Origin of the sequence: Rhodococcus sp. NPDC060176, from assembly GCF_042728675.1 — a bacterium.
Taxonomy (GTDB): domain Bacteria; phylum Actinomycetota; class Actinomycetes; order Mycobacteriales; family Mycobacteriaceae; genus Rhodococcus_F.
The window spans coordinates 54,211-73,804 of record NZ_JBHWYS010000009.1 but is presented as its reverse complement, the minus strand read 5'-3'; the positions used below and the strand labels follow the sequence as shown (position 1 = coordinate 73,804).

17 protein-coding genes are annotated in these 19,594 nt (G+C 63.8%); 9 read left to right on the top strand and 8 right to left on the bottom strand.

Annotated elements, in window-relative coordinates; translation table 11 throughout:
- Window positions 1-59: 59 nt before the first annotated feature.
- Genes ACFWEM_RS28890 through ACFWEM_RS28875 form a run of 4 tightly spaced genes read right to left on the bottom strand, consistent with a single transcriptional unit; the run spans window position 60 to window position 6,495 of the window.
- Window positions 60-3,869, bottom strand: a complete 3,810-nt coding sequence (locus ACFWEM_RS28890) for an ABC transporter ATP-binding protein (RefSeq protein ID WP_378539189.1) — start codon at window positions 3,867-3,869, stop codon at window positions 60-62.
- Between the two features lie 36 nt (window positions 3,870-3,905).
- Entirely contained in the window at window positions 3,906-4,679 is a 774-nt protein-coding gene (locus tag ACFWEM_RS28885; RefSeq protein WP_378539188.1) for an ABC transporter permease, read from the bottom strand.
- Complete coding sequence (locus tag ACFWEM_RS28880) at window positions 4,676-5,692, bottom strand: ABC transporter ATP-binding protein (protein WP_378539187.1); 1,017 nt, start codon at window positions 5,690-5,692, stop codon at window positions 4,676-4,678. Before ACFWEM_RS28880 ends, ACFWEM_RS28885 begins: the two co-directional genes overlap by 4 nt.
- A gap of 53 nt (window positions 5,693-5,745) precedes the next feature.
- Window positions 5,746-6,495 (bottom strand): hypothetical protein, encoded by a 750-nt coding sequence (locus tag ACFWEM_RS28875; protein WP_378449067.1) that lies wholly within the window; start codon window positions 6,493-6,495, stop codon window positions 5,746-5,748.
- Window positions 6,496-6,649: 154 nt separating this feature from the next.
- Between ACFWEM_RS28875 and ACFWEM_RS28870 the strand changes: the two genes are divergently transcribed.
- On the top strand, window positions 6,650-7,060 hold the full coding sequence (locus ACFWEM_RS28870; RefSeq protein ID WP_378539186.1) for a VOC family protein: 411 nt from the start codon (window positions 6,650-6,652) through the stop codon (window positions 7,058-7,060).
- A 12-nt stretch (window positions 7,061-7,072) separates the two neighbouring features.
- On the opposite strand, the gene ACFWEM_RS28865 is transcribed toward ACFWEM_RS28870, so the two are convergent.
- The gene (locus ACFWEM_RS28865) at window positions 7,073-8,107 is read right to left on the bottom strand and encodes a glutathione S-transferase family protein (RefSeq protein WP_378449069.1); all 1,035 of its coding nucleotides are present in this window, start codon (window positions 8,105-8,107) and stop codon (window positions 7,073-7,075) included.
- 23 nt (window positions 8,108-8,130) lie between these two features.
- Window positions 8,131-8,820, bottom strand: coding sequence for a GNAT family N-acetyltransferase (locus ACFWEM_RS28860; RefSeq protein ID WP_378539185.1), 690 nt, complete (start codon window positions 8,818-8,820; stop codon window positions 8,131-8,133).
- 125 nt (window positions 8,821-8,945) lie between these two features.
- Between ACFWEM_RS28860 and ACFWEM_RS28855 the strand changes: the two genes are divergently transcribed.
- Window positions 8,946-9,569: a PadR family transcriptional regulator gene (locus ACFWEM_RS28855; protein WP_378539184.1), complete on the top strand. Its 624-nt coding sequence runs from the start codon at window positions 8,946-8,948 to the stop codon at window positions 9,567-9,569.
- Between the two features lie 2 nt (window positions 9,570-9,571).
- Window positions 9,572-11,056, top strand: a complete 1,485-nt coding sequence (locus ACFWEM_RS28850; RefSeq protein WP_003945132.1) for a DHA2 family efflux MFS transporter permease subunit — start codon at window positions 9,572-9,574, stop codon at window positions 11,054-11,056.
- Here ACFWEM_RS28850 and ACFWEM_RS28845 read toward each other — a convergent pair.
- Window positions 11,016-12,416, bottom strand: coding sequence for an FAD-binding oxidoreductase (locus ACFWEM_RS28845; RefSeq protein ID WP_378539183.1), 1,401 nt, complete (start codon window positions 12,414-12,416; stop codon window positions 11,016-11,018). The genes ACFWEM_RS28850 and ACFWEM_RS28845 overlap by 41 nt on opposite strands.
- Between ACFWEM_RS28845 and ACFWEM_RS28840 the strand changes: the two genes are divergently transcribed.
- The 4 genes from ACFWEM_RS28840 to ACFWEM_RS28825 all read left to right on the top strand — a co-directional run bounded on the left by ACFWEM_RS28840 (window position 12,415) and on the right by ACFWEM_RS28825 (window position 16,272).
- Window positions 12,415-13,215: an enoyl-CoA hydratase/isomerase family protein gene (locus tag ACFWEM_RS28840; RefSeq protein ID WP_378539182.1), complete on the top strand. Its 801-nt coding sequence runs from the start codon at window positions 12,415-12,417 to the stop codon at window positions 13,213-13,215. The two genes, ACFWEM_RS28845 and ACFWEM_RS28840, sit on opposite strands and share 2 nt — an antisense overlap.
- Window positions 13,216-13,309: 94 nt before the next feature.
- Window positions 13,310-14,503, top strand: a complete 1,194-nt coding sequence (locus ACFWEM_RS28835; protein WP_378539181.1) for a class I adenylate-forming enzyme family protein — start codon at window positions 13,310-13,312, stop codon at window positions 14,501-14,503.
- A gap of 35 nt (window positions 14,504-14,538) precedes the next feature.
- On the top strand, window positions 14,539-15,300 hold the full coding sequence (locus ACFWEM_RS28830; protein ID WP_378539180.1) for a crotonase/enoyl-CoA hydratase family protein: 762 nt from the start codon (window positions 14,539-14,541) through the stop codon (window positions 15,298-15,300).
- Between the two features lie 6 nt (window positions 15,301-15,306).
- A complete protein-coding gene (locus ACFWEM_RS28825) occupies window positions 15,307-16,272 on the top strand; it encodes an adenosine deaminase (protein WP_378539179.1) in 966 nt (321 codons plus the stop codon).
- A 33-nt stretch (window positions 16,273-16,305) separates the two neighbouring features.
- On the opposite strand, the gene ACFWEM_RS28820 is transcribed toward ACFWEM_RS28825, so the two are convergent.
- Window positions 16,306-17,619 (bottom strand): D-arabinono-1,4-lactone oxidase, encoded by a 1,314-nt coding sequence (locus tag ACFWEM_RS28820; RefSeq protein WP_029255793.1) that lies wholly within the window; start codon window positions 17,617-17,619, stop codon window positions 16,306-16,308.
- A 78-nt stretch (window positions 17,620-17,697) separates the two neighbouring features.
- Here ACFWEM_RS28820 and ACFWEM_RS28815 point away from each other — a divergent pair, with 78 nt between their 5' ends.
- Window positions 17,698-18,345 (top strand): TetR/AcrR family transcriptional regulator, encoded by a 648-nt coding sequence (locus tag ACFWEM_RS28815; RefSeq protein WP_230817438.1) that lies wholly within the window; start codon window positions 17,698-17,700, stop codon window positions 18,343-18,345.
- A 70-nt stretch (window positions 18,346-18,415) separates the two neighbouring features.
- Entirely contained in the window at window positions 18,416-19,591 is a 1,176-nt protein-coding gene (locus tag ACFWEM_RS28810) for an amino acid deaminase/aldolase (protein ID WP_378539178.1), read from the top strand.
- Window positions 19,592-19,594 lie beyond the last annotated feature (3 nt).

Genomic DNA, 19,594 nt, shown 5'->3' with positions numbered 1-19,594 from the left:
GAAGTCCGTGATCTTGCGATCGCGCACTACCTCTCGGCGGTACAAATCCGTGCCGACTGTCACGCGACGGGGTTGCCTTCGATGACAGTTCTCGACGTCAGATTATTCCCCTCACGCGCCTGCGATGCATCCCAGAGTCCCGAGTAGTGACCACCGGCATACCGCAGAACATCGTGCGGGCCGTATTCAACGATACGTCCCCGGTCAACTACGACAACGAGGTCCGCTCGGGCAGCTGTCGCGAGGCGGTGAGCCACGACGACGGAAGTCCGTTTCCGGGTGACCGACCGACTTGCTTCGAGCACCATTCGTTCGGTCGCGGGATCGAGCGTCGCGGTCGCCTCGTCCAGGAGCAGAAGGTCCGGGTCGACGAGTTCGGCACGGGCCAATGCGATGAGTTGCCGTTGGCCCGCCGAGAGCCCCTGGCCGCGCTCGCCGACGGGATGATTCATGCCTCCACGCATGTCGGCTATCGAATTCAGTGCGCCGACGGAACGCGCTGCTTCCTCGATCTCCGCGTGCGAAGCCGAAGGCCTGCCGTACGCGATGTTGTCGGCGACCGTGCCGGTGAACAGATGCGCTTCTTGCGGTACTACGCCGAGGCGACGTCGGTACTGCGAGAGGTGGAAGTTCCGGATGTCGGTTCCGTCCACGTCGACGGATCCGGACGTCGGGTCGTAGAAGCGGGCGAGCAACTTCACCACCGTCGACTTTCCGGCGCCGGTTCGGCCGACGAGAGCGACCGTCGTGCCCGGCGGAATCTGCAGATCGAAGTCGGAGAGCGCGTCGACGTCCGCGCCCGAGTACCGGAACCCGACTCCGTCGAGATGGACGGCGCCGTCGAGCCGTCCGGAAATCGCGATCAGATCCTCGCTGTCGGCAGTCTCGATCGAACTTCGAGTGCGCAGCAGGTCGCCGATTCGCTGCAATCCGACGTTTGCCTGTTGGTAACCGTCGAACACTTGTGAGAGTTGCTGAATCGGTCCGAACAGCAGTCCGAGGTAGAGCACGAACGCGATCAGCACGCCGGGCGACGTCGACCCGTTGGCGATCTGGTGCGCGCCGACGAACACGACCGCGGCCAACGCGAGGTCGGACAAGAACGAGATGAACGGGAAGTAGATCGAGATGGCTCGCTGCGACCGCATCCGCGATCGTCGGTAGCTCTCGGAGCGTTCTGCGAACCTGCGCGCCGCACCTTCCTCGCGGCGGTAGGCCTGAGCTGCTCGCAGGCCGGCGATGTTCTCCTGGAAGTCGGCGTTGACGAGTGAGATCCGCTCGCGGGACTGGCTGTAGGCCACCGAGGAGATCTTGCGGAAGATCACGGTCGCAACCACGAGCGGTGGGATGACGGCCAGCGCCACCAGACCGAGCGTCACGTCGGTCGCCAGGAGTGCGATCGATATTCCGCCGACGGTCAGGACGCTCACGATCGCCGTCGACATGCCGGTCTGGATGAACGACGAGAGCGCGTCGACGTCGGTGGTCATGCGCGTCATGATGCGCCCGGACAGTTCTCGTTCGTAGTAGTCGAGGCCCAGCCGCTGCAGGTGTGCGTAGCTGCGGACGCGGAGTCCGAACAACACGCGTTCGCCTGCCCTGGCGGTGAGCACCGTCATGACCGCGACGACAACCCAGTCTGCGGCGACCAGGAGCGCGCCGAAAGCTGTCGCGATCCAGAGCGTGTTGCTGTCCGCGGTCACGACCCCGTGGTCGATCGCATATCTGACGAGGGAGGGGAAGGCGATCGCTGCGGCGGAGTCCAGAGCGAGACATGCGACTACTGCCAGCAGAACCCAGCGAACCGGCCGCAGGATCTGTCGGAGTGAGAAGTGCGGATTCGATTCGCGCAGACTTTCGGGTGCGACTCCGGGATCTTCGCGAGCGGGTGGAAGAGCATCGACTGCCGCCCGTAAGGACGGCGTCACTGCGATTCCGCTGAGGGCTCCGGCCATCGGACCGCCTGCACCCTGCGAGGCACTGGTGGTGTTGTCGGCTTCGGATTCAGGTGCCTGCGGCCACAACTGCGCGGTTGTCGGCTCGCGGTGGTCATGACCGAAGGCATCAGGGTCGGCCTCGTCGAGTTCGGCTGGTAGTTCCGGTGCGGAGGAGAACAGGGCCCGAAAGAGCGGACATCGTGCTTCCAGTTCGTCCACGGTTCCGGAGTCGATGATCAGTCCGCCGTCGAGTACCGCAACTCGGTCCGCCAGCGTCAGGGTGGATCGCCGGTGGGCGAGGATCAGGGTGGTCTGCCGCCGTTTGGCTCGGAACGCGTCGAAGATTGCGGCTTCGGTTGCCGCGTCGACCGCGGAGGTCGCGTCGTCGAGGACCAGGATCCTCGGGTCGACCAGCAGGGCTCTGGCAAGCGCGATGCGCTGACGCTGTCCACCCGACAGCGTCAGGCCGCGTTCGCCGACGACGGTGTCGTACCCGTCCGGGAGTGCCTCGATGAAGGCGTCTGCCTGTGCTAAAGCCGCGGCGGCACGGATCTCCTCGCCGGAGGCGTCCTCGCGGCCGAGTGCGATGTTGGCGGCAATGGTGTCGGAGAACAGGAATGGCTCGTCGAAGACCAGGCTGACTGCGGCACGCAACTGTTCTGTGCGCAGTTCGGCGATGGGGAACGTCTCGCCGGCGGTATCGACGCTGACCTGACCCGATGTCGGCGCGTAGAACCGGGGGAGAAGCAAAGACAAGGCGGTCTTCCCCGACGCGGCCGGACCTACGACGGCGACGGTCTCGCCCGGTTCTATGCGGATGTTCAGCCCGGTCAGGACGCCGCGTTCGGTGTCGAATCCAAATGCCACGTCTTCGAAGGTGACTCCGAGCGGTCCGTCGGGCAGGTCCACCGGATGGTCAGGATCGGCGATGTCTGGCTGGGCGTTGATGACGTCGTAGACACGCTCGACAGCGGCGCGCGCCAGCTGCGCCATGACGATCACCGACGACAGGGTTCGGGTGACTCCGATCATCGTGACGATGTAGGTGGCGAACGCGAGAAACGTTCCCACAGTGATCTTGTCGTGTAGCGCGAGATACCCACCGAGGGCGATCACTCCCACCTGCCCGAGCTGGGGCAAGGCGGCCATGGTTGGCGCGAATTTTGCGTTCAACCACGCGGCGCGAAGCCGCTCGGAGTACAGCGTGCGACTGTGCTTTTCGAGCTGGTCGACGGCTCGTTGTTCCTGCCCGAATCCCTTGACGACGCGAACTCCCGTGACAGTTTCCTCGACGTGTTGGGCGAGGTCGGCTGCCCGCTGCTGCGCGGACCACGTTGCGGCGAACAGCATCGGCCGCATCAGAAACACCACGAGTCCTACGGCGGGGATGACGGCCACGGCGACGAGAGTCAGCAGCGGGGAGAGCCATGCCATGATGCCGATCGCGAGTACGAATTGCAGGAGTGCACCCGCCGACATCGGCACCATGGCGAGCAAACCCTGGACGAGTTGTAGATCGGTGATGGACCGGGAGACCACCTGGCCGGTGCGGATCTGATCCTGTCCCCGTCCGTCGAGGCGTTGCAACGAGCCGAGGAGGGCGAGCCGCAAGTCGTGTTGAACATCGAGCGAGAGTCGGCCGGCCAACATCCGCCGGCCGTACTGGCACGCGAAGCGGACGATCGCGAGCAACGCGATCGCCAACGCGACGAAGCCGATCACCTTGCCAGGGTTCTCCTGGCCGGCGGCGTCGAGCGCATAGCGGGTCAGGAGTGGAAACGAGATGTCGATCGCAGAGGCGATGACGGTGACGAGTAGCGCGCCGATGGCAACTCTTCGGTGCAACCAGCATGCGTGGGCCAAGCGGCGGATCCAGCCCGGAGCTCGATCCACGTCTCCAGCTACCGGACTGTCCGTGTTGATCGTGTTCATCGAGATCCACGGTAGACCCGGCCCCAGACAGCTTTTTCAGGTGATGTCGCGGGTCCGGGTTCGCAGCCAACCGAGTCCGCAGAACAGAACGACCCACGCGGCCAGCATCATCGGGCCGCTCGGCCAGGACGCAAAGGCGTCGACGTCGATCGACGGTGCCGCGTTGACGATCGTGCCGATCGTGGCCGAAACGGGAAGCGCGGCGCCGATCCCGCCGAGATCCATCGCGAGCAGCACTGCGCGGACGATCCATTCACCGAAGACGAACCACAAAATGACCGAAAGGGCGCCCGCCATCGACGATCCGGTGAGCAGTGCTACCCCGGCACCCAGCAGTGCCCACAGAGCACACGCCAGAATGCCTGCGGCGCAGATGGCGAAAAGATCGGTGGTGAAGCTGAAATCCCGGCCGAAGAGCAACATCGCACCGATGCTGACAACTTCGACCGCCAGCGCGTAGCCGACGGCGAATACCGCGACGACGGCAAGCTTCGCGCCGAGAACGCCGTCGCGCCCACGCGCGGTGAGAAACGTCGTGGTGAGAGTCTTGTAGCCGAATTCGGAACCGGCTGTGAGCGCTCCGAAGACGGCCGCGAACACCAGGACAAGGGTGTTCGAGACACCCAGGCTGACGCCGGTGGACACAATGTTGATGTCGAAAGTCGTGTCGGCGGAATCGGCCACAACTTCGACGAACGTCCGAGTGGAGGCAGCAATCAGCACAGCCACGACGACCGGTGCGATTGCCAGTGCCCACCAGTAGCGCCGGGTGAGAACTTTGAGTGTCTCCGCGCGCACGAGCGTGGTCATCGGTGTCCTCCGGAAGGTCCGTATGCGGCAGGGCCGTAGTAGCCCGGTCCCGAACCCGGGCCGGGTGGGCGGTGGTATCCGACCGGGGGGACGGCATATTGCGGCGTTGTCATCGCCAGGAACAGTTGCTCGAGATCTGCACCTTCGGTCGCGACGCCGAAGATCGTGACTCCGGCCGCCGTCGCCACCGGTGGGAGCGCGGACGTGTCCGTGCCGCCCACCGCGAGCCGTCCGTCCTGAGTGATCTGGGCGTCGATGATTCCGCGAGCGGCCAACGCCGTGGCGAGGAGCGCGGGGTTGGAGCAGGAGACGAGCAGTCGACTGCGCTGCGAGCGGCGAAGTTCGTCCATGGTCCCTTGGTAGACGAGTGAGCCGGCGCTGACGATGACCACGCTGTCGACGGTTGCTTCCACCTCACGGAGCGCGTGGCTGGAGATCAGAACTGTTCGGCCGGAACCGGCGAAGGTTTGCAGGAACTGACGTAGCCACGCCATGCCTTCCGGATCGAGTCCGTTCGCGGGTTCGTCGAGTACGAGGATCTCGGGATCACCGAGCATCGCGGTGGCAAGGATCAGGCGTTGGCGCATCCCGAGCGAGAATGTTCCGGTCTTGTGGGCTCCGACCGAACCCAGACCGACCATTCCGAGTACCTGCGCGGCGCGTTGAGTCGGCATACCGATCGCGGCGGCGTAGATCTCGAGGTGTGCCAGCGCAGTGCGTTTCGGATGGAGGCTGCCCACGTCGAGGACGGCGCCGACGGTCCGCGCCGGGTTGGGGAGCGAACGCATCGGCGCTCCGTTGACGGTGGCCGATCCCGAGGTCGGCGACACCAGGCCGAGGAGCATGCGCAACGTGGTTGTCTTGCCCGAACCGTTCGGGCCGAGAAAGCCGGTGATCGAGCCCGCCTGTACGTCGAAGCTCAGGTCGTTGACCGCGTGCGCCGCCTTGAACGTCTTCGTCAACCCACGAATCTCGATCGGCGCAGAGAAGGATCCCAGTGCGGTGTTCGTCAATGCTGCTCCCGGGTCGGCGGCGAATACGTGATGCGAGCCTACGGCCCGGACAGCTATCTGCGGATTGCCCGGCGTGTCTTCGTTTCGGGGAGGAGGGCGGCATCGTCGGCAGGCATCACGATGAGGTGATCGGTCCACCTGGCGGGCGCGGGTCCGAAGGCTTCACGCGCGTTCTTGACGACGCCCTTGCCGATGGCCCGGTTACCCGCACCGCCGATGACGGCTCCGATCCCGGCGGGAACGAGTTTGCCGAGGATCAGTGCGCTGCGCCTGGCGGCGTACTTCGTCACGAACTTCCGCACGAGGGTGCTGTTCATTCCCTTCATCGTGGGTCCGGGAATCTTGCTCGTGATCGCGGTTCCCCAATTCTTGGCCGTGATACCGGTGGCCTTCTGGACGATCTCCATGCCGGATTCGCCGAGGGCGACTGCCAGGACCAGGGCGCGTCGTTGCTGGTGATCCTGCACGGAGATTCCGTGCACCGACGCAATCGCCAACGTCAGCAGCGCGGACGCTTCGAGGAAGAAAGCCGATTCCGCACCGACGGCAGCGATGGACGCGACCGTGCCGACGCCCGGCACCGCGGCCGTGGCACCGACGGCACTGCCGCTTCCGGTCACGGCGAGAATGAACATCTTCTCCATCCGCTCGACGATCTGAGCGGGCGACTCGTCGGGGTGCGCCTTACGGACATGGTTGACGTATTTGGCCACTGCGGGCGCTTGCAGGCGGCTTCCGTTGTCGAGAACGGAAACGAGGACCTTCTCGATACGCCCGCTGTCGTTGTTCGTCGACTTGCTCATTGCTGCCCCTCCACAGTTGTCCTCCTCTGAAACGAGGTGGACCGTATCTCGAGAATAGGTGAAGTTTTCGGTAGCGGCGGTGATCGCAGGGGCCATAGGCTCGTACGAGACTCGGTTTTCTTCGTGAGTTTTCCCAGGCAGGAGTTCGAGTGTTATGACCGCCACCCCGGAACCTCGTACGACGACCATCTGGCCGACACTGCGCTACCTCGACGCCCGTTCGGCGATCCACTTTCTGGTGAGCACCTTCGGTTTCGTGGAGAAGGCCGTCTACGGAGAGGGCGACGTGGTCGACCACGCCCAACTCGACTGGCCGGGCGGTGGCGGCATCATGCTGGGTTCGCCGCGCACCGATTCGGCGATCGCCGGCCTACCACCCGGAATCGGTTCGGTGTACATCGTGGTGGACGACGCAGACGCCGCCGATGCACTCTACGAACGCGCTGTCGCCGCCGGCGCCACGATCACGCAGGGATTGCGCGACGAAGACTACGGTTCGCGAGGCTTCACGTGCCGTGATCCAGAAGGTGTGTACTGGAGTTTCGGGACATACGCAGGGGAGTAGCCTCGCCGCGATCTATCTGGTGGCCCAGTGCTGCGCTGGGACCACTTCGGATGGGATGGGCGGATGAGGCGGTGTGCCGTCCCCGAACGGTCGGCCGCCCAACTGTTCGCGGCCGTGTGGTTCGAGCCAGTGCGTCAATTCCGGTCCCTTGGGCACGATTCCGGACGGATTGATCTCGGAATGCACGATGTAGTAGTGAGCTTTGATCTGCGTGAAGTCGATGGTGTCACCGAACCCTGGGGTCTGGAACAGATCGCGCGCGTAGTCCCACAGCACCGGCATCTCGCTGAGTTTGCTTCTGTTGCACTTGAAATGGCCGTGATAGACGGGATCGAATCGCGCCAGTGTCGTGAACAGGCGTACATCAGCTTCGGTGATGCTCTCGCCTACCAGGAAGCGTTGCCGCGCAAGACGTTCGGTGAGCCAGTCGAGCCGGGCGAACAGCGTGTCGTATGCCTCGTCGTACGCCTGCTGTGAACCGGCGAACCCGCATCGGTAGACGCCGTTGTTCACATCGCGGAACACGTACTCGGCCACTTCGTCGATCTCGTTTCGCAGAGGCTCCGGGTACAGATCCGGTGCACCTTCGCGGTGGTACTTCTTCCACTGCGTCGAGAAATCGAGGGTGATCTGTGGGTAGTCGTTGGTGACCACCTTGCCCGTGGAGATCTCCACCATGGCGGGCACCGTGATTCCCCTGGGGTAGTCGGGATCTCGGGCGAAGTATGCGTCCTGTAGTCGCGGGATCTTCAGTACCGGATCGACGCCGCCGGGATCGAGATCGAAAGTCCAGCTTCGCTTGTCGTGGACCGGACCGCAGATGCCCATCGACAGTACGTCTTCGAGGCCGAGCAGGCGGCGGACGATGATGGCGCGGTTTGCCCAGGGACAGGCACGTGCCACGATCAACCGGTATCGCCCCGGTTCGACGGGGTAACCGTCGCGACCGTCCTCGGTGATCCGGGTCTGGATGTAGTTGGTGTCGCGTTTGAATTCACGACCCTCTTCGACGAATGTCGGTTCGCTCGCGCCATCTTCCGTACTCATCTGCGGTTCCTCTCGTTCGAGTGTCAACTGGGCAGGTGCACGTGTACTCGAGCGTATGCCCCCAAAACGTCGAATTTGGCTTTACGTGGAAGCGTTGCGCTGATGGCGCTGCCCCGACTCGTTCGTAGTTGTGGGATCAACCCCGAATCCAGTGCGTCCTCCGCAGCCAGAAGTGTTACTCCGCAGCCGATTCCGCGCCGGCGGTGCGCTGGGGCTGTCAGGGTCGTGAGATCTGCCACGAAACCTTGGAATTCGGAGTACGCCGCGCATCCGAGTACCTCGTTGTCATCGGTGAGTGCGGTGAACCACCGCGTGCGGTTCTCGAGATCAGCGGTGGTGCTGTCGTCGGGCGGGCACAGCGCAGCGACGGCGAGGGCGTCGTCGACCTCGTGGGAGATCAACAGTTGTTCCTCTGGTGGTGTCTCGGTGTAGTCGCCGAGGAATGCGAGGTCGACGGGTCCGGTGATTCGGCCGCCGTGATCGCCGGTGACGTCCAGTAGGCGTGCAGGTTGTAGAAGCGCTTCGACGGAGATGTCCGCCGTGCGCTCGATGAACCACTGCGGTCCGACAATCGCGCCACCGCCGGCCAGGTCCAGTACGTGGATGTCGTCGCCGACCACCCTGGCGGTGTGTGCCGGTCGCAACGCGGAGTCGCCGAGGCCCAGTTCGCGCGCCCATGCGAGTCGGATGATGTCGAGGTGATGATCGTCCACTCGCTACAGGCTAGTCCGGTTCGAACGGGTTGATCGAGATGGCCGAAGGTCGTATATTCCATGTGGACTATTTCGCGCGGAATAGTCAAGAAATAGTCAATTGCGGCTTGTCAGGGAGGGGACTCATGGGTGACGTGTCACTGACGCCTTTGGGAATCACCGTTCTGGGCCTGCTGTCCGAGCGTTCGATGCACCCGTACGAGATGTATCAACTCGCCTCGGTTCGACGGGGCGATCAGCTGGTGAAGATCAAGCCGGGATCGCTCTATCACACGGTTGCGCGGCTGGAGAAGCAGGAATTGCTGGCTTCAATCGGGACCGATCGTGAGGGCAATCGGCCAGAGCGCACGACGTACGAAATCACCGCCCGAGGCCGTGATGCTCTCGAGCACCAACTACGTGAGATGTTGGCGGTTCCGGTGCGGGAGTATCCGCGGTTGCCGCTCGCGCTCGCCGAAATGCACAACCTTTCCGCATCAACTGCGTGTCAGATGCTTCGGATCCGTCTCGCGCACCTCGACAAGACGATTGCGAAATTCGAGGTCGACTACGAAGCGGTGAAGGCCGCGGAAAAACCACGAATCTTCACGGTGGGCGCGGACTACGCCCACGCACTCACGATCGCCGAAAGAGAGTGGATCGGCGCGTTGGTGACAGATATCGAGAGTGGCGAAATGCCTTGGCTCTCACAAGAACTTCTCGACCGGCTGGCCGGCACCGCGGGCTCGTCCGCACTACCTAAGGACTGAAGATGGAAAAGCAGGTCAATCCCTGGCACGCGCTGTGGGCGCTGTGTATCGGGTTCTTCATGATTCTGGTGGACAGCACCATCGTCGCTGTCGCCAACCCCGCGATCATGGAGGACCTCGGCACCGACATCAACAAGGTCGTCTGGGTCACCAGCGCGTACCTGCTGGCGTACGCGGTGCCGCTGCTCGTCACCGGCCGACTCGGTGACAGGTTCGGACCGAAGAACCTCTACATGATCGGCCTCGTACTGTTCACCGGCGCTTCACTGTGGTGTGGTCTGTCCGGCAGCGTCGAGATGCTCATCGTGGCAAGGGCTTTCCAGGGTCTGGGCGCCGCAATGATGACGCCTCAGACGATGGCCGTCATCACACGCACGTTCGCGCCGAACAAGCGTGGCGCCGCAATGGGCCTGTGGGGCGCCGTTGCCGGCGTCGCGACGCTGGTCGGTCCGCTTGCCGGTGGTGTGTTGGTCGACAATCTCGGCTGGGAATGGATCTTCATCGTCAACGTCCCGGTCGGTGTCATCGCCTTCCTCCTCGCGTGGAAGCTTGTTCCGTCGTTGCCGACCAGCGAGCACAAGTTCGACATTCCCGGCGTGATTCTCAGCGCCGCAGGCATGTTCCTGCTCGTGTTCGGAATCCAGGAGGGCAGTTCGTACGACTGGAACGGATTCGTCTGGAGCCTGATCGGCGCCGGTGTGGTGTTGCTCGCGGTGTTCGTGTTCTACCAGTCGCGCAACAAGAACGAGCCCTTGCTCCCACTCGAACTCTTCAAGGACCGCAACTTCTCGCTCGCCAACGTCGCCATCACCGCGATGGGCTTCGCGATCACGTCGATGGTCCTTCCGCTGATGTTCTATACCCAGGCAGTTCGCGGACTCTCCCCGACGCAGTCGGCGCTCCTCCTCGTTCCGATGGCCGTGCTGACCGGCATTTTTGCGCCGATCATCGGCAAGCTCGTCGACAAGACGCATCCGCGCTACATCGCGGGTACCGGCTTCCTGCTGTTCGCGATCGCCCTGGGTTGGCTGGCGCTGGTGATGTCTCCCGACGTCGCGATCTGGGAACTGCTCCTGCCGATCGGTCTGATCGGCTTCGCCAACGCATGCATCTGGTCGCCGCTCGCGGCAACCGCGACACACAACCTGCCTCCGATGCAGGCCGGCGCCGGAGCCGGCGTCTACAACACCACCCGGCAGGTCGGCGCGGTTCTCGGTAGTGCCGCGATCGGCGCACTGATCACCGCACGATTGGCGGCTCAGGGTCTGACCGGCGGCAGTTCAGAAGCCGGAGTGGGTCACCTGCCCGAGTTCGTTCGTGAACCGTTCAGCACGGCGATGTCGGAGTCGATCTGGCTACCTGCAGGCGTGCTGCTCATCGGCTTCGTCGCTTCGGTGTGCTTCGCTCGGCCTCTGCGCGGCGACGCACACGACGACGCGATGGCCGTCAGTGCCGAAGCGCGTCGGGAAACATCACTGCACGATTGAGATAGTCGCTCGGGTCCAGGGCTCGCTTGATCGCCCACATCGTGGCTATGTCCTCCGCGGAGAGGGCCAGGTCCAGATAGTTGCGTTTGAGCGAGCCCACCCCGTGCTCGGAACTGACGTTTCCGCCGTGATCGCGAACCAGTTCGAGGACGCTGCGGTACACGGTGTCGGCGTTCGGGCAGTTCAGGACGTTGAGGTGGATGTTTCCCTCGGCTACGTGGCCGAAGAGGATCGGAATCGCTTCGGGGGCGCGACTCGCGATCACCGCCGCGGCGTCTTCGGCGAAGGTGGCAAGCGAGTCCAGGGGCAGTGCCGCGTCGAATTTCAGTGGGGGACCGAACAGTCCGACCACTTCGGCGAAGCACTCCCGCGCTGCCCACAAGCGCGTCGAGCCGGGATCGTCGACCGCCACCGCCGGGGTTTCCGGCGGGTCGATGCGTTCGAGTACTTCGCCCAGGCGTTCCAGCGGATCGTGGGCACCGGACACCTCGGCGAGCAGGTACCACGCCCGCCCTGTCGGCACCGCGGCGTTCGCGTGTCGAGCGGCCAGTTCGAGTCCGCGGCCGTCCAACAATTCCAGTGCGTCGACGCCGTCGAGAGTGCGCAACGTTCGCCCCGCATCGACGACGTCCTCCAGCCTGTCGAAACCGGTCAGTGTGGTGACCCGGTGAGCCGGCACCTGGTGCAGTTCCAGATCGACTGCCGTGACCACACCGAGAGTTCCTTCGCTGCCCACCCACAGTGCGGGCAGGTTGTATCCGGAATTGTCGGACAACACTTTCGGTGACCGGCGCACGGTGGTTCCGTCGGGGATCACCACCTCGAGGCCGAGCACCTGTTCGGCCATGTTCCCGTATCGAACCGTGTGCAGGCCACCGGCATTGGTGGAGACCATGCCGCCGATGGTCGCCGTGTCCCGTGAAGCTATGTCGACGCCGAATTTCAGGCCGGCGTCGGCCGCGGCGGAATGTACCTGCGCGAGTGTCACTCCCGCTCCGACGGTGATCCGCCTGCCGGCCGCGTCGACTTCACCGATCGTCGTGAGGCGTTCGGTGGAGAGCAGGACGTCGTCGTGCTCGGGCACCGTGCCCGCGACCAGGCCGGTTCGTCCGCCCTGAACGGTGACCGGTACACCGTGGGAGCGGCACACGTTCAGCACTGCCGAGACTTCGGCGGTATTTCCGGGTCGGACCAGGGCGCTGGCGTGCCCGCTGTAGCGCCCCGTCTGGTCGGTGGAACGGGTCGCCAACACGTCGGCGTCCTCGACGACGAACCGGTGTCCCACAACGTCCGCGAGTGCATTTCTCAGACCGTCCACCCGACGATCGTAGGCCGGTTCCATGTGGCAGTGTGGCGGCATGACTGCTCCCGAATCGCACCCCACCCGTCTCGAGCGCTTCACCACCGATGGTGGTGCCGAGGTGGCTGTCCTGACCTTCGCGCACGGACCACTCAATCTGTTCGACCAGGCCATGTTCGACGCGGTCATCGCCGACGTTGCAGCGTTGACCGAGAATCCGCCGCGGGCTGTCCTCCTGCGCGCGGAGGGCAAGGTCAACTCGGCCGGCGTCGACGTCCACGTCTTCGACGGACTGAACCCGGAGCAAGGCGCGGAATTGTGGCGCGAGCTGTTCGCCCAGATCTGCCATCCGCTCGAGGCATTGCCGTGCCCGGTGATCTACGCGGCGCACGGGTTGACGCTGACTGCGGCATTCGAGATCTCCTTGGCCTGCGACATCATTCTCGCGGCGCCCAAGGCAAAGTTCGGGCTGGTCGAGACGGTGGTCGGTCTGACGCCGTCCATGGGTGGACCGCAACGCCTGGCCGAGCGCGCCGGTTCCGGACGGGCTCGGGAGTTGGTCATGACCGGCGATCTGTACGACGCCGCAACCCTGCACGCCTGGGGCGTCGTCAATGCAGTTCACGACGACGTCGACAGTGCGGCGCGGTCCCTCGCGACCAGGTTGGCGGACGGACCCACGCGAGCACACGACGCCACCAAACAGATCGTGGCGGCGTGGCGTTCCGGCGGCATCGCTCATGCGGATTCGGTGACGCCCGGGGTGTCCGGCGCGCTGTTCGACACCGACGACCTGCGCGGCGCCGTCCGCAGTTTCCTCGACGCCGGCCCGGGTAAGGCCGTCTACTCCGGAAAGTAGATATACGGCCTTTATCGTCAGAGACCTCCACGAACTGTGATCCACGTCATATAGTCGAAGGACCGGTGGGTTCGTCAGTGACGTGGAGGTATCGATGCGGTCGACGCTTGTGGAATACCCGTGTTCGAATCTGCTCCTCGCCGACGCCCGCGTCACTCGCGCGGGGGACGGAGTGCTTCGGTACAGCCAACTGGACCCGTCGCTGTCCGAACTCCTCGATATTGCCGTTCATCGGTTCTCCTCGCGCATTGCGGTCGAGGAGGTCGACGGCGAGCAGGTCACCTTCGCGGAACTGTGGGCCGAGGCGTCGCGGGTCGCAGGCGGACTGAAGTCGCGAGGCGTCGAGATCGGCGATCGTGTGGCGATTCGTGTCGCCGCGGGGGTGCGGTGGATGGAGGCGTGCCTCGGCGTCATCCTCGCGGGAGGTGTCCCGGTCTCTGTCGGTGTGCACCTGAGTGACGACGCAGCGGACTTCGTCATCGCGGACAGTGGCTCGGTGCTGGTGCTCGATGGGGAACTCCCACACGGTGTTCCGTTCATCGATGACGGCGCCGCCCCGGACGAGATGGCGATCCTCGCGTACACCGCCGATCCTTCGGGCGAGATGCTGGGCGTCGAGTTGAGTAACGAGAACGTACTCTCCGCTATCGTCGGTATTCTGCACTCGCGCGACTACGGCGTCGAAGGTGTGCGGAATCTGCTGGTGGACAATGATTTCAAGTCCGTGCGTCAGTTCGTGCACGTGCTCGCGACGCTGGTGGTCGGTGGAACGGTGGTCCTCGCCGGCGACTTCTGGCGCGAGAGTGTGCACACCGTCGACATCGTGACCGGGCGGCCCGAGGACTTGCTCGAGCCACGGTTGCTCACGCTCGGACCGGCGGCGCGTGCCGGTTCGAGGTCGGTGCAGTGGATCGACTGCAGCGGATCGCCGATCACGGCCGAGCAGGAAGCGAAGCTGCTGACGATGTTCCCGGCCGCTCGACATGTGATCGGTTGGGGTAAAACCGAAACCTGTGGGGCCGGTCTCATTCTGCCGACCGAGTCGGCACCCACACACCTCGGCAGCGTCGGAATCGCCTTCGGCGGAATGGAAGTGGCGTTGTACGGCCCGGACGCGCCAGGTGGTTTCGGCGAGTTGCTGTGCCGCGGGCCGAGTGTCACGCGTCGGTATTGGAATTCGCCGGAAGCGACCTCGACGAGATTCACCCAGGGGTGGTTCTGCACTCACGACACCGCGCAGATCGACCCCGATGGCTTCGTCCGTATTGTCGAACGCAACGTCGCGTAGTCACGCGAGTGTGGTCGACAAACGAGAGGGACATCATGGCGGACGAGGTTCTCACCGAGCGGCGCGGGCGGACACTGATCATCACCATCAACCGACCCGAGGCGCGCAACGCCATCAACTCGGCGGTCAGTCACGCGTTGGCCGCTGCGGTCGAAGAGCTCGATGCGGACGACGATCTGTCCTTGGCGGTGCTGACAGGTGCAGGCGGAAACTTCTGTGCCGGTATGGATCTGAAGGCATTCGTGGCCGGCGAGAACGTACTCGTGCCGGGACGCGGCCTCGGATTCACGGAAGGGCCCCCACGTAAGCCGATCATTTCGGCGGTCGAGGGCTTCGCGTTGGCAGGCGGCACGGAACTCGTGCTCGCCACCGACCTGGTGGTGGCGTCGTCCGAAGCGAAGTTCGGTATCCCGGAGGTCAAGCGAGGACTGGTTGCAGGTGGCGGCGGATTGCTGCGCCTGCCCAAGCGGATTCCGTACCAGAAGGCACTGGAACTGGCCCTGACCGGTGACAGTTTCACCGCCGAGGAGGCATACCGCTACGGTTTCGTGAACACGTTGACCGAGCCGGGCAAGGCGCTCGAAGGCGCACTCGACCTGGCAGATCGAATCACCCACAACGGACCGCTCGCGGTTGCCGTCACCAAGGAGATCATCGTCAAGGCCGGCGGCTGGTCCGACGACGAAGCTTTCGCGAAGCAATTGCAGGTCATGGCGCCGGTGTTCGCATCCGAAGATGCACGCGAGGGTGCAACGGCGTTCGCCGAGAAGCGTGCCCCGGTCTGGAAGGGGCGCTGAACCGAAATGGCTACTCCTGTTGCAGAACTGCACATGCACATCGAGGGTTCGTTGGAACCCGAACAGATCTACCGGCTCGCCGAGCGCAATCGAATGGATTTGCCGTACAAGGACATCGACGATCTGAAGTCGAGGTACGAGTTCACCGACCTGCAGTCGTTCCTCGATCTCTACTTCGCCAACATGGCCGTCCTGCGTACCGCGGAGGATTTTGCCGACCTGACACGGGCGTATTTCCGTCGGGCAGCAGCCGCTGGAGTGGCGCATGCCGAGTTCTTCTTCAATCCGCAGGCGCACGTAGTCCGCGGTGTTCCGCTGACCGAGGTCCTGGACGGGATCATGGATGCGGTGGCATCGAGTGAGCGCGAGTTCGGGCTCAGCAGTGCGGCAATCGCCGCCATTCTCCGTGATCAGCCGGTCAAGGACGCCGAAGAGGTCTTCTCCGAGATCATTCGCTTGCAGGCGCCGATCGTCGGACTCGGACTCGACTCCGCCGAGGTCGGCAACCCGCCCTCACTGTTCGAGGATGTCTTCGCCCGTGCGCGTGCCGAGGGCTTGCACGTGGTTGCTCACGCCGGTGAGGAGGGACCGCCCGAGTACATCTGGCAGGCGCTCGACATTCTCGGCGCCGAGCGCATCGACCACGGCGTCCGGGCGCTCGAGGACCCTGCCCTCATCGAGCGTCTGGTCGACGAGGAGATTCCACTGACGGTCTGCCCCTTGTCGAACGTTCGTCTGCGAGTGTTCGATTCGCTGTCGGACCATCCGCTTCGATCGATGCTCGAGATGGGTTTGATCGTCACGGTCAACTCCGACGACCCGGCCTATTTCGGGGGATACGTCGACGACAATTTCACCGAACTGGGCCGAGCCTTGGGGCTGACCGAGGCCGAGCGCGACACCCTCGCCCGGAACTCGATCAAAGCCTCGTTCGCCAGTGACGCGCGAAAAGCGGAACTGCTGAGGCACTAACTGCTGCGGCACTAACTGCTGCGGCACTGACCGTCAGTCGCCGAGCACCTGACGTAGGTATTCGTTGTCGAACACTCGATTCGCGTCGTACTTGTCTCGAACGGCGACAAAATCGTCGAGTCGATCGTACGTAGGACGCAGGTCGTCGACGGTCCGGTTGTGCATTTTCCCCCAATGCGGCCGGCCGTCGACGGCGCGCGCGATGGCTTCCACTGCGGCGAAGTATTCGGTTTCAGGTCGGCGGTGGTACTGATGGACCGCGATGTAGGCGGTGTCGCGTCCGTGAGCGGTCGAAAGCCAGAGGTCGTCGGCGGCAGCAAAACGTACTTCGACGGGGAAAGCGACGTTCGTTCCGGACTTCTTCATCCAGCGATCGATTTCGTGGAGCGTCTCGGTGACGTGTTCGCGGGGAATCGCGTATTCCATCTCCTTGAACTTCACCCGGCGCGAGGACGCGAATACTCGGTAGCTGCGATCGGTGAACTCGCGGGCGCCGAGCAGTCGAGACGACACGTTGTTGATTCTCGGGATCGCGGCCGGTGCCAGGGTCGCGACGCGATTGACGCCTTCGAAGAGTGTGTTCGAGAGGAGTTCGTCGTCGACGAACGCGCGGACCTTGCCCACCGGATCGGGTTCGGTGTCTCCGGGGAGTCGGGTGTTGCTCTTCGTGAGCACACGGTCGGTATGCGGAAACCAATAGAACTCGAAGTGATCCAGGCCCAGACGATCGCTCTCGAGGGTGTCCAGTATGTGAGACAGCGTGTCGGGTTCCTCGATTGCGCGGAGCGTGAATCGCGGTACGCAGGCGAGAGTGATCTTCGAAATGATGCCGATTGCACCCAATCCGAGGCGCCCCGCTTCGAACAATTCGACATTTTCGTCGGCACTTGCGGTAACCACGGATCCGTCGGCGAGAACGATCTCGATTCCGCGAATCTGTGTGGCGATACCGCCGAATCGGGCGCCGGTTCCGTGCGTGCCGGTGGATGTCGCGCCGGCCAGTGACTGGACGTCGATGTCGCCGAGATTGGCCATCGCATATCCGCGTTGCCACAGGGCGTCGTTGAGGGCGTGAAGGCGAGTGCCTGCAAAAACAGTGACCAGCGCGCCGTCGTCGGTCGGCGTGATCGAATCGATTCCGCTCAGGTTGTCCAGGCTGACGAGGATTCCGTCGGTGACCGCGACACCGGTGAACGAATGGCCTGCGCCGACGGCCTTCACACGTTGGCCACGCGCCGCAGCCTCGGCGACCAACGACGAAAGTTCACGGGTATTTGTCGGCGTCGCAAAGCGACGCGGCGCGGCGCTTTGAGTGCCCGCCCAGTTCTGCCAAGTGTCCGAAGCCATTACGCAATAATGTACTTGGACGGTCGTCCAGGCAAGTATTGCGCGAAGATTTTGTCATTTGCGTTCTACGATCATTGGATGCTGAACAGGCTCCCGGCGGACGAACGCCGCACACAATTGGTCGAGTCCGCTTTGTCCATTGCGGAACAGCGCGGTGTCAGTTCTGTGACGGTAAGGGCGGTGGCAGAGGAGGCCGGCGTATCGCTCGGCGTCGTTCATTACTGCTTCGAGAGCAAGGAAGCGCTGATCGCGGCAATGGGTGAGACGCTCATTCTGCAGCTCAGTGCGTCGATGCAGTACGCATTTGCGCAGGTCCGACACGCACCGGATCTCAGTGGCGTGCAGGGGCTCAAGGAATTGCTGCATATCGGGTTGACGGGAATGTGGCCCACCATCGAGGCAACGCCGGACAGGCAGTTGTTGACCTACGAAATCACCGCGCAGGCTCTCCGCAGTCGTAATCTCGGTGCCGAACGCGCTGGGGCTGTTGCTTTCGAGCAGTACCGAATCATGGACGAGCTTGCGGTTTCGTTTCTCGAGGAGTGCGCCAAGATTTCCGGCACCGTGTGGACCGAGCCGTTGAGTTCGATTGCGCGCCTGAGCCTTGCACTTATCGACGGCCTCGTCCTGCGTTGGCTGGTCGATCGTGACTCCGACGCGACTATTGCGGAGTTCGGAGAAATGGTTCAGGTAATTGCCAACAAAGCAGTGATCGCGCCCCAGTAGAAGTGCCATCCTGGACATACGTCCAATATTGGTGATTGACTGGTCGCACGCCGCGACGATTGGATCATCTGTGACCCGGACCCTCGATCGACTCACTGCTGCCACGCGAGAACTCGACCCGCCTCTGGCCGCTCTGGATCTGACCACACTGCGCAGTAATGCAGCCGACCTGGTGCGCCGCGCCGGTGGAACGCCGGTGCGAGTGGCGAGCAAATCGGTTCGTTGTCGGACGGTTCTGGCTGAAACTCTCGGCGACACACTGACCGCGTCCGGCGGATTCCGCGGAATCATGGCGTACTCATTGCGCGAGGCTTTGTGGCTGGTCGGGTTGGGCGCACGGGACATCCTGATGGGATACCCGACCGCCGATCGCGGTGCCATCGCGGATCTCACTTCCGACGACACCGCTCTCGAATCGATCACCTTGATGATCGACGACGATGCACAGTTGGATCTCATTCGTTCGGCGTCGACGGGGGATGCGCCTGTCCGGGTGTGTCTCGACGTCGACGCGTCACTGCGGATCGGCCCGATCCATCTGGGCGTACGACGCTCACCGCTGCGCGAACCTGCCGCGGTCGCCGCACTCGCGGCGCGTGCGCGCCAACGCGGATTCTCCGTTGTAGGAGTGATGTTCTACGAAGCTCAGATTGCCGGGCTTCCTGACACCAGTGCTCCGATCGGTTGGGTCAAGAAAGCCTCTGCGCGCGAATTGGCGTCCAGAAGGGGCGCTGTGGTCGCGGCCGTCACCGATGCCGTTGGTGCACTCGAGATCGTCAACAGCGGCGGCACGGGGTCGCTGGAGGTCAGCTCGGCCGATCCTGTGGTGACCGAGGTAACAGCAGGCTCCGGGTTGTATGTACCGACCCTGTTCGACCGCTACCGCGCCTTCCGACCCGATCCTGCGCTGTTCTTCGCTCTGTCGGCAGTGCGCAAGCCGACTCCGTCCGTCACGACCCTGTTCGGCGGCGGATACATCGCGTCGGGACCTGCGGGAGCCACCCGCGTTCCGTCGCCGATTTGGCCTGCCGGTCTCAAACTGCTCCGCAACGAAGGGGCAGGCGAAGTTCAGACCCCGGTCACGGGAAAGGAAGCCGGAAACATCGCGATCGGCGACCGCGTGTGGTTCCGGCACGCCAAGGCCGGCGAGTTGTGCGAGCGTTTCGACCGCGTGTACGTGGTCGAAGCCGACGGCACCCGAACCTCGGTTCCCACCTACCGCGGTGAAGGACAGTGTTTCGGGTAGGGC